Genomic DNA, 7,068 nt, shown 5'->3' on the forward strand with positions numbered 1-7,068 from the left:
GACGAGATCCGCCCCCCCTACAGCCAAGACCAGCATGCCGGCAGCGGAGAAAAGAAAAAGCGTGGCGGATAGCAGTGCCGCTTCGAACAGGTCGAGCAACAGACCCGTGACAATACGGCCAACAATCACTGCAGCGCCGAGGATGCTAGCAAGACGAGCTGCGCGGACCGGCGCGATGCCAATGTCAGTCAGCATGGGCACTACGTGCACGATCGTGCCGAAGATGCCCATGGAGCACAACAGGAAGATCGCGGCGATGCGGAGGAAACTTGGGTCGGCCAAAACCCGCAGACTGCCTTTCGAGCCAGAGGCCTTCCTTTCCTCACCAACAACGGAGTCTGCACCTCGCAGGAAAAAGGCGATTACGGGCACAAACGCCAAGGCCACCGCAGCGAGAGCGAAGTACGTCGCTCGCCAGCCGAAACTGGCGATGGCCGGCGTCACCATTAGCGGAGTCAGGATCGCCCCTGCACCGGTTCCTGTAATGGCGATGCCGAGAGCCAAGCCGCGCTGTCTCGAGAATTTAGCCACCAAAATACGGGTAAATGACACCGGCGATGTTGCCCCGCCAACAATTGTTAGGACGGTGACTAGCGTCAGAAAGCTGGCTAGCCCTTGCGTCAGATACCCGAGCAGAATGAACGAACACGAAAGTCCAATCAGCGAGCACAGCGCGGCCCGTCGTGCACCGTACCGGTCAATCACTTGCCMAATAAAGGGGGCCGCGCATCCGAGCAAGAGTATGCTGACCAAGGGACCCAGCGACGCGGTACCTCGGCTCCAGCCGAACTCGGCGGCGACGGGCTTTAGAAACAACCCAGCACTGTAGAAGTAGAGCGATGAAACACCACTAGCGAGACCGAGGAAACAACCGATCACGATGCGCCAATTCTGTCGAAGTTCAGAAAGCTCATGATGGGGTCGTGTCATTTGCGGATCCTTACGTCAAAGAGGAAGAATGGAAAAATTGAGAGCCAACTCCATTTGCAAAGCGGCCTAGTTAGTGGCGTGGCAGTACTAGCGCTCACTCTTCTCCACATGATTAAAGGGAGCTCTTCGTCACGCATCGAAACAGCGCGGAAGTCTTCGTCCCAACTAATACCTTCTCTGGACCAGAGATCCGGACCACGGATGTTGCATCAAGGGCGTCATCGCGGAACATCAAGGTCGCGTACTTCTGATTCATGTCGAATAAATTGGCGTCATGAGCTTGCAGCGACCTGTCGCCTACGCAATCAGTGACAACCAGCGGTCGAAACCCATGGCACATGGCGTCGACCACGCTGGCGCGCACGCACCCGCTGGTCGTGCATCCTGCAATCAGCAAGGTCTGCACACTGCGTTGTGACAACCAGCTGGCGAGTGACGTCCCAAAAAATGCGGAAGGATTTGTCTTTCGCAGCACCAGTTCGCCGCCAACAGGCTGCAGCTGTGGCACGATCTGGCTTCCCTCCGCGTCCTCGCGCAAGGACAGGATCGTTGGTACCTTCAGCGCGAAGATGTTGGCATCGGCGCCATCGTCTTGATACACGACTCTCGTATGTGCAACCGGCCATCTGCGGGACCGCGCCTCTGCAAGCAATCCGCGCGTGCACTCGATGGCGGCATGGATATTGCCGCCGCCAAATCTGCCTGGATCGGCGAACCCATTGATGAAGTCGACGATCAGCAGACCATACGGCGCCTTTGGAGGMATGGTGGCGCCGAAGCCCTGCTTCTGGTAGATGGTATGGTCAGCGCTCATTGAAGGCTTCCTCGATGACTTTGCCATCACGCACGACGACGGTGTCATCAACCTTCACCGTACAATTTCGCAGCKGGATGTCGAGGTGACAGGCCGTCGTGCGCGGGCCGCCGACCTCGTTGTTCGGCCCTAACGAGAATAGGAAATTTCCTTCGAACGCACGTGCGTCCATGCCAACCGTCTGCTCTCGGTCGAGCAGTGACAGTGTGTGCCAGTAGCACCGCGGCTGCATGCCCCAGCCGATGTGCGCCATGGCGTACGCCTCGGGGTCTTTATAAGCCTCCATGAACTCCCGCATCATTGCAGCGTCGACGCCGCCTTCGATTTCGCGCACAAAACCGTCACGCAAGTTCAGCGTGATCATCTCCGAAACGTAGTTCTTCTGCGGCAGCAGGATGTCGCCGCGATCGATAACGATGGTGCCGTCGCTGCCACCCTCATTGGCGAACGTGAAAAGGAAACCGCTCGGCCAGTGATCCCAGCGCCCAGGCTCTTCGCAGAAACCGTACTCGCTGATCGTTGGAAACTCTCCGATCTGGAAAGTCACATCCGTCCCAGCCGGCGAGGTCACGTGCATCTGCTTTGCGCGGCGCAACAGCTTCGATGCCTCCAGCACTCGTTTGCGATCGGCCGCAGTTGGCACGGTGCGCACCAAAATCTCGGGCGGCTCCACGGCCAGGAGGATCTTGGTTCCAGAGTCCAGGATTTCCATCTGTTCGGGCGAGAACAGCAGCAACATCAAGTCCAGCACGAGGTCGCTGCTCTTCAATGCTGCGAGAGCAACAGGATTGTTGGTGAGCGGTGTCTCGCCCAAGTAGTTCATCAGGTCGCGGCTGGTCGCTTTTTCCGCGTTGATGGGTGGCAGCTCGATCTTGGTGACGATCGCGCCAGCGGCTTGGGCCGCGATCGTCGCCGTGCGCAGCGTCTGTGGATGCGTATGAGGGGCGCACAGGATAGAAATCGTCTGCCCGGCCCGTACGTTGCTCAACCTGAGAACCTCGTCCCAAGCCTTGATCATTTGAAAATCGCTGACTGACATTGTTTGTCCTTTCTACGAGAGGTTTTAGCACTGCATGAGGGCTAAGTCGTCCGAGCTGCCCGAGCCGCCAAGCTTGAAGATCCGGCGAGCATTGCCATGGCAGATCAGCGCACGGGTTGTGTCGTCCAGCGGCGCCTGCTCGATGAACTTGCAGGCCTCCGCAGTGGATTCGTAGGGGTAGTCGACGGAGTAGAGCACAGCCTCTGCCCCGATCTCGCCGATCGCTCCCATTAATGAGGGCACAGAGCACACGCCAGATGTTGTGATCAGGATGTTGCTTCCGATGTATTCACTCGGTTTGCGCTTCAGCTTCACGCCCATTGGATAGGCAGCGTAGCGGCTGTCCATCCGCCAGCGCTGGTACGGCAGGAACTCGCCCATGTGGCCCAACAGCAAGACGAGGCCCGGAAACCGGTCGAACACGCCTCCGAACAGCAAGCGCAAGGCATGACCAGCCGTCTCCACCCCCCAACCCCAGACGGCACCCTGCAGCACAGGCATGCCGTCGAGTAGCGCGGGGGCCTGGCTGAAGCGCGTGGGGTGCAGATAGATGGGCACGCCTAGCGCCTCCGCCCTCTCCCAGAACACATCAAAGTCTTGACTCTCGTAGTAGCGCCCCAAAGTATGGCCATTGATCAGCGCGCCTTTGAAGCCGTATTCACGAACAGTACGCTCCAGCTCGTCGGCGGCTAGTTTGGGATCCTGCAGCGCCACGTGCGCGAAGGCGCCGAAGCGTTGCGGATGCCGGGCAATCCGGCCAGCGAGGAACTCGTTATTCTCACGCGCGCGACGTATGGCTACAGCCCGGTTCGTCTCCGCCTGCACGCCGGGCATCGTTTGCGACAGCACGACGTACTCGATGTTGCCGGCATCCATTTCCGCCAGACGCCGATCATCGAAGTCGGTCAGCCTTGCGCCAAGCTCAGCGAGGATTTCGGGCGGAAACAACCGCGTCATGTCAGCGGAATACTCAGAGAAACCTGGCGCGGAGAAGTGCTCTTCGAGCGCGATTTTTGGGGTGCGATTGATTTGGAACATATCTGATCTCAGACTGGGTACGCCAAGGACGTCGCCAGGATTTCGGTGTCATGCACCACAAGCCGGCTGGCAATCAGAAGCCGTTCCTCCTGGCGCACGAAGCGGTCGTGAAAGATTCCGGACAGATGCACGGTGGTGGGCCCCTCGATCAAGGTCTGCATCAAGAGGAATGGCGTCTGAGCGCTGATTGTGTCTTCAGCTTCCTCCAGCACTCGTGTTATACCGAGGACGTGCAGCATATGCCGCGGTGCGAACATCTGTGAGTTCGCGATGGCCATGGCTCGGTCACGGATCATGTCGCGACCCTCGCAGTAGATGAGGCCCACGGGCATGTCCAGCAGCGCGTTCTCGCGCGAGGTAATCCGGTACGTCGCATCGTTGCTGAAAAAGTCCGGCCAGCGCCCGATCTCGTTCGCGTCCAGCACGGCGCAGTACTCTGCGTGAAAGGCGTCGACCTCGGCRCGCAAATGAGCCGCCCGCATGGGCGAGATCGTCGGAGACTTGTAGGCGAGTAACTTGCTCATGCTGCGCTCCCTGCGACCGGAATGTCCATGACCCCGCGGTAGTACGCGTAGAGGGAGCGAATGCAGGACTCCGAGATGAGGCCTCGCGTTGTGCCGAGTTGGTCAGCATCCAGTTTGAGCACATTGTTGTCAGTGCTCGAGCGCCGCAAGCCGTCCTGGACGAACTTCAGTGCCTCGTTATCTTCGAGGCCCAAGAAGCCGGCAGGGCCCATGAGGTTGCCTTGGCGCAAGCGGTGGTTGGTCATCTCCGGCGTGTCGTCTTCATAACCAAAAATGGTCCACTGCATGATCATGCTGTGCGGGCCATTGGGGATGATCTGGCGCACACCCAAGGTGTTCATTTCGCGCTGGACGATCAGGTTCGGCCATAGAGTCATCATGCACGCAGACCAGGGCGAGTTGAACTCCCGCACGAAGTCTACGAAGCGCTCATCGTGCAGCTTCAGGTTCTCGTCAAACGACCTCATCTCCGCCTTGTTGTCGTCTGAGACGGTGGCGTACGTCTGCTGTGGCTTGGCGGAAGCCATGTAGCCGTGGCGCCCGTGCTCCTGGTCTGCGAACACGCTTGCCTTGATGCCTGGAACCAGCAGACCAAACACCACGAGAAACGAGTGCAGCAGCGTCGCGTGGTACGGATCCTTGAGGTTCTCGTGGTACATCTTCCAGTTGCACGGGAGCTCGTTGCGGTAGTAGCCGAGGATCTTGAGCTTTTTCCCGGGAAAGGTGACATCGAATTCGTCGACGATTTCCTTGGTCATGTACTCTTCTAGAGAGGGGGTCCTGTCGGAGTACGTGGCGAACACCACTCCATTGCGCGTTGTCACGCGCAGCTGGCGGGTGCCGTGGTCGGCGTTGCGGAAGTTCGCCGGCATGCCGCCAACCTTGTCGACACCTCGCTTGAAAGGTATGCCCTGCAGATTCCCTTTGAGGTCATACGACCACTGGTGATAAGGGCAGACGAATTCTTTCGCATTGCCTTGGTTGCTGCGGCAGAATTCGGCGCCGCGATGGGCGCAGCGGTTCTCAAAGACAGAGATCGTGCTGTCTTCGGCACGAGCGACCACTACCGGCGTGGAGCCGACGTACCCGCGTTTGTAGTCGCCCGGGTTCGGAATCTCCGCCTCCAAAGCGACAAAGTTCCAAGTATCCCCACGAAAGATCCGCTCGATCTCTAGGTCATAGACGGCTTGGCTGGTGTAGACCCAATCCGGGATGTTGTTGAGGGCGTCCTCCGGCCAGACGCACTGTTCTAAAGGGGGATTCTTCTGGGCATTTGTAATGCCGATGACCGCTTGCGACTGAAACATAGAAGCTCCTTTGATTAACGTGGGACCGCCGCGTCGGCCAGCGCCTGCTGCTTGGCCCAAGCGCGAAGATTCAATGTGTCCAGATGGAAGTCCTGCAGCTGTACCGGTTGGTCCCGATCGAAAAGCGGTCGCAATGCGCGTAGCTCGGAGCCCGCGTTGATAGCGACTGCGTGGATGGGCACAAGGCGGCGGTGGCCGATCCACAACGCCTTGGCATTGCTAGGATCTCCGCGACGCACATACTCGAGGTCGTCTGCTGGCAGGCCGAGCATCTGAATGTTGTGCGCGCCTTGATCGGTCCAAAACCACGGTACCGGGGGCTTCGGCGGGGAAGCGCCGAGCATGGCAGCGGCGGCCGTGCGTGCTTGCTCGTTCGCGTTCTGCCACGACTCCAGACGTGTCGGCTGAGCTTGGCCTGGACGTTGCTGGCTGGCGCAGTCACCGCAGGCGAACACGTGCTCATTGCTGGTGCGGCAATTGGCGTCCACCAGTACGCCACCACCAGGCCCAATCTCCAGGCCCGCGTTACGGGCCAGAGCATCGTTCGGCGACAGACCAATCGCGACAACGACCTCGTCGACTTCAAGCCGCGCGCCCGCGTCCGTCGCCAGCAGCATACGTCCAGTCTCGACTGGAAAGGCGTCGCTGACGGAGGTGCCGAGAAGCACCCGCGCCCCTGCTCGGCACAAGTTGGACTGCAGCCACGCGGACACCTCCGGTGGCAGGAAACGATCGAGCAGAGACGTCGCGCGCTCTAGCACGGTGACCGACGCCCCCACGGCAAGTGCTGCATGTGCTATTTCTAAGCCGAGGAAGCCGCCCCCCAGAATCGCAACTTGCGGCCTGCGTTGGAGCGCTACGCGCAGCCGTCGTGCGTCATCCAACGTACGTATGTAGTGCACGCGACGTCTGTAGGGCGGACAACACGGCAGCGTCCTGGCTTCGCCGCCCGTGGCGACCAAACACTTTTCGTACTCAATCGTCTGACCGTTAGCGAGGCGGACTTCCTGCTGCGCCAAATCTAAAGCAGCCACATCGCTACCGTTCAGCAGCTCGATGTTGCTGCGCGCCCAGGCTTCTTCCGCCAGTACGTCGAGTAGGGGCTCTTGCGCGGCAACCAAGACTGCTTTAGACAGAGGAGGACGCTCATAAGGCTTGTGCCACTCTCGGCCCAGCATGGCAATGTGCCCGCGGTAGCCATGTTCGCGCAACGCGTGTGCCGCGACGGCAGCCGACTGCCCTGCCCCAACGATAACAATTCCGGGCGACTTCACTTGCTTCTAGGCGACAAAACGTAGATGTCGTCGCCCTCCCGCTTGACTGTGTGTGTGCGCAAGTCCACGGTTACCGGCGCGCACATCGCCTTTCCGCTGCGGATGTCGAAGCGCCCCTGGTGCAATGGGCACTCGATACAGC

The 7,068-nt window shown here is 59.7% G+C and carries 8 protein-coding genes; all 8 read right to left on the reverse strand.

Annotated elements, in window-relative coordinates:
• Window positions 1-930, reverse strand: a 930-nt coding sequence (locus tag AC1DS3_RS33580; RefSeq protein WP_477128859.1) for an MFS transporter, incomplete at its 3' end; no start/stop codon positions are given.
• A gap of 112 nt (window positions 931-1,042) precedes the next feature.
• Complete coding sequence (locus AC1DS3_RS33585; RefSeq protein ID WP_477128860.1) at window positions 1,043-1,744, reverse strand: isochorismatase family protein; 702 nt, start codon at window positions 1,742-1,744, stop codon at window positions 1,043-1,045.
• Window positions 1,734-2,783, reverse strand: coding sequence for a 2,5-dihydroxypyridine 5,6-dioxygenase NicX family protein (locus AC1DS3_RS33590; protein WP_477128861.1), 1,050 nt, complete (start codon window positions 2,781-2,783; stop codon window positions 1,734-1,736). The genes AC1DS3_RS33585 and AC1DS3_RS33590 overlap by 11 nt, the downstream gene beginning before the upstream one ends.
• A 24-nt stretch (window positions 2,784-2,807) precedes the next feature.
• A complete protein-coding gene (locus AC1DS3_RS33595) occupies window positions 2,808-3,812 on the reverse strand; it encodes an amidohydrolase family protein (protein ID WP_441633178.1) in 1,005 nt (334 codons plus the stop codon).
• Between the two features lie 17 nt (window positions 3,813-3,829).
• On the reverse strand, window positions 3,830-4,345 hold the full coding sequence (locus AC1DS3_RS33600) for an aromatic-ring-hydroxylating dioxygenase subunit beta (protein ID WP_441632890.1): 516 nt from the start codon (window positions 4,343-4,345) through the stop codon (window positions 3,830-3,832).
• A complete protein-coding gene (locus AC1DS3_RS33605; protein WP_441632892.1) occupies window positions 4,342-5,652 on the reverse strand; it encodes an aromatic ring-hydroxylating oxygenase subunit alpha in 1,311 nt (436 codons plus the stop codon). The genes AC1DS3_RS33600 and AC1DS3_RS33605 overlap by 4 nt, the downstream gene beginning before the upstream one ends.
• Window positions 5,653-5,666: 14 nt before the next feature.
• The gene (locus AC1DS3_RS33610) at window positions 5,667-6,926 is read right to left on the reverse strand and encodes an NAD(P)/FAD-dependent oxidoreductase (protein WP_441632894.1); all 1,260 of its coding nucleotides are present in this window, start codon (window positions 6,924-6,926) and stop codon (window positions 5,667-5,669) included.
• The coding region (locus AC1DS3_RS33615) for a Rieske (2Fe-2S) protein (RefSeq protein WP_477128862.1) at window positions 6,923-7,068 on the reverse strand (146 nt) is incomplete at its 5' end. The genes AC1DS3_RS33615 and AC1DS3_RS33610, both read right to left, overlap by 4 nt.

Source organism: Cupriavidus sp. 01L46, from assembly GCF_056399905.1.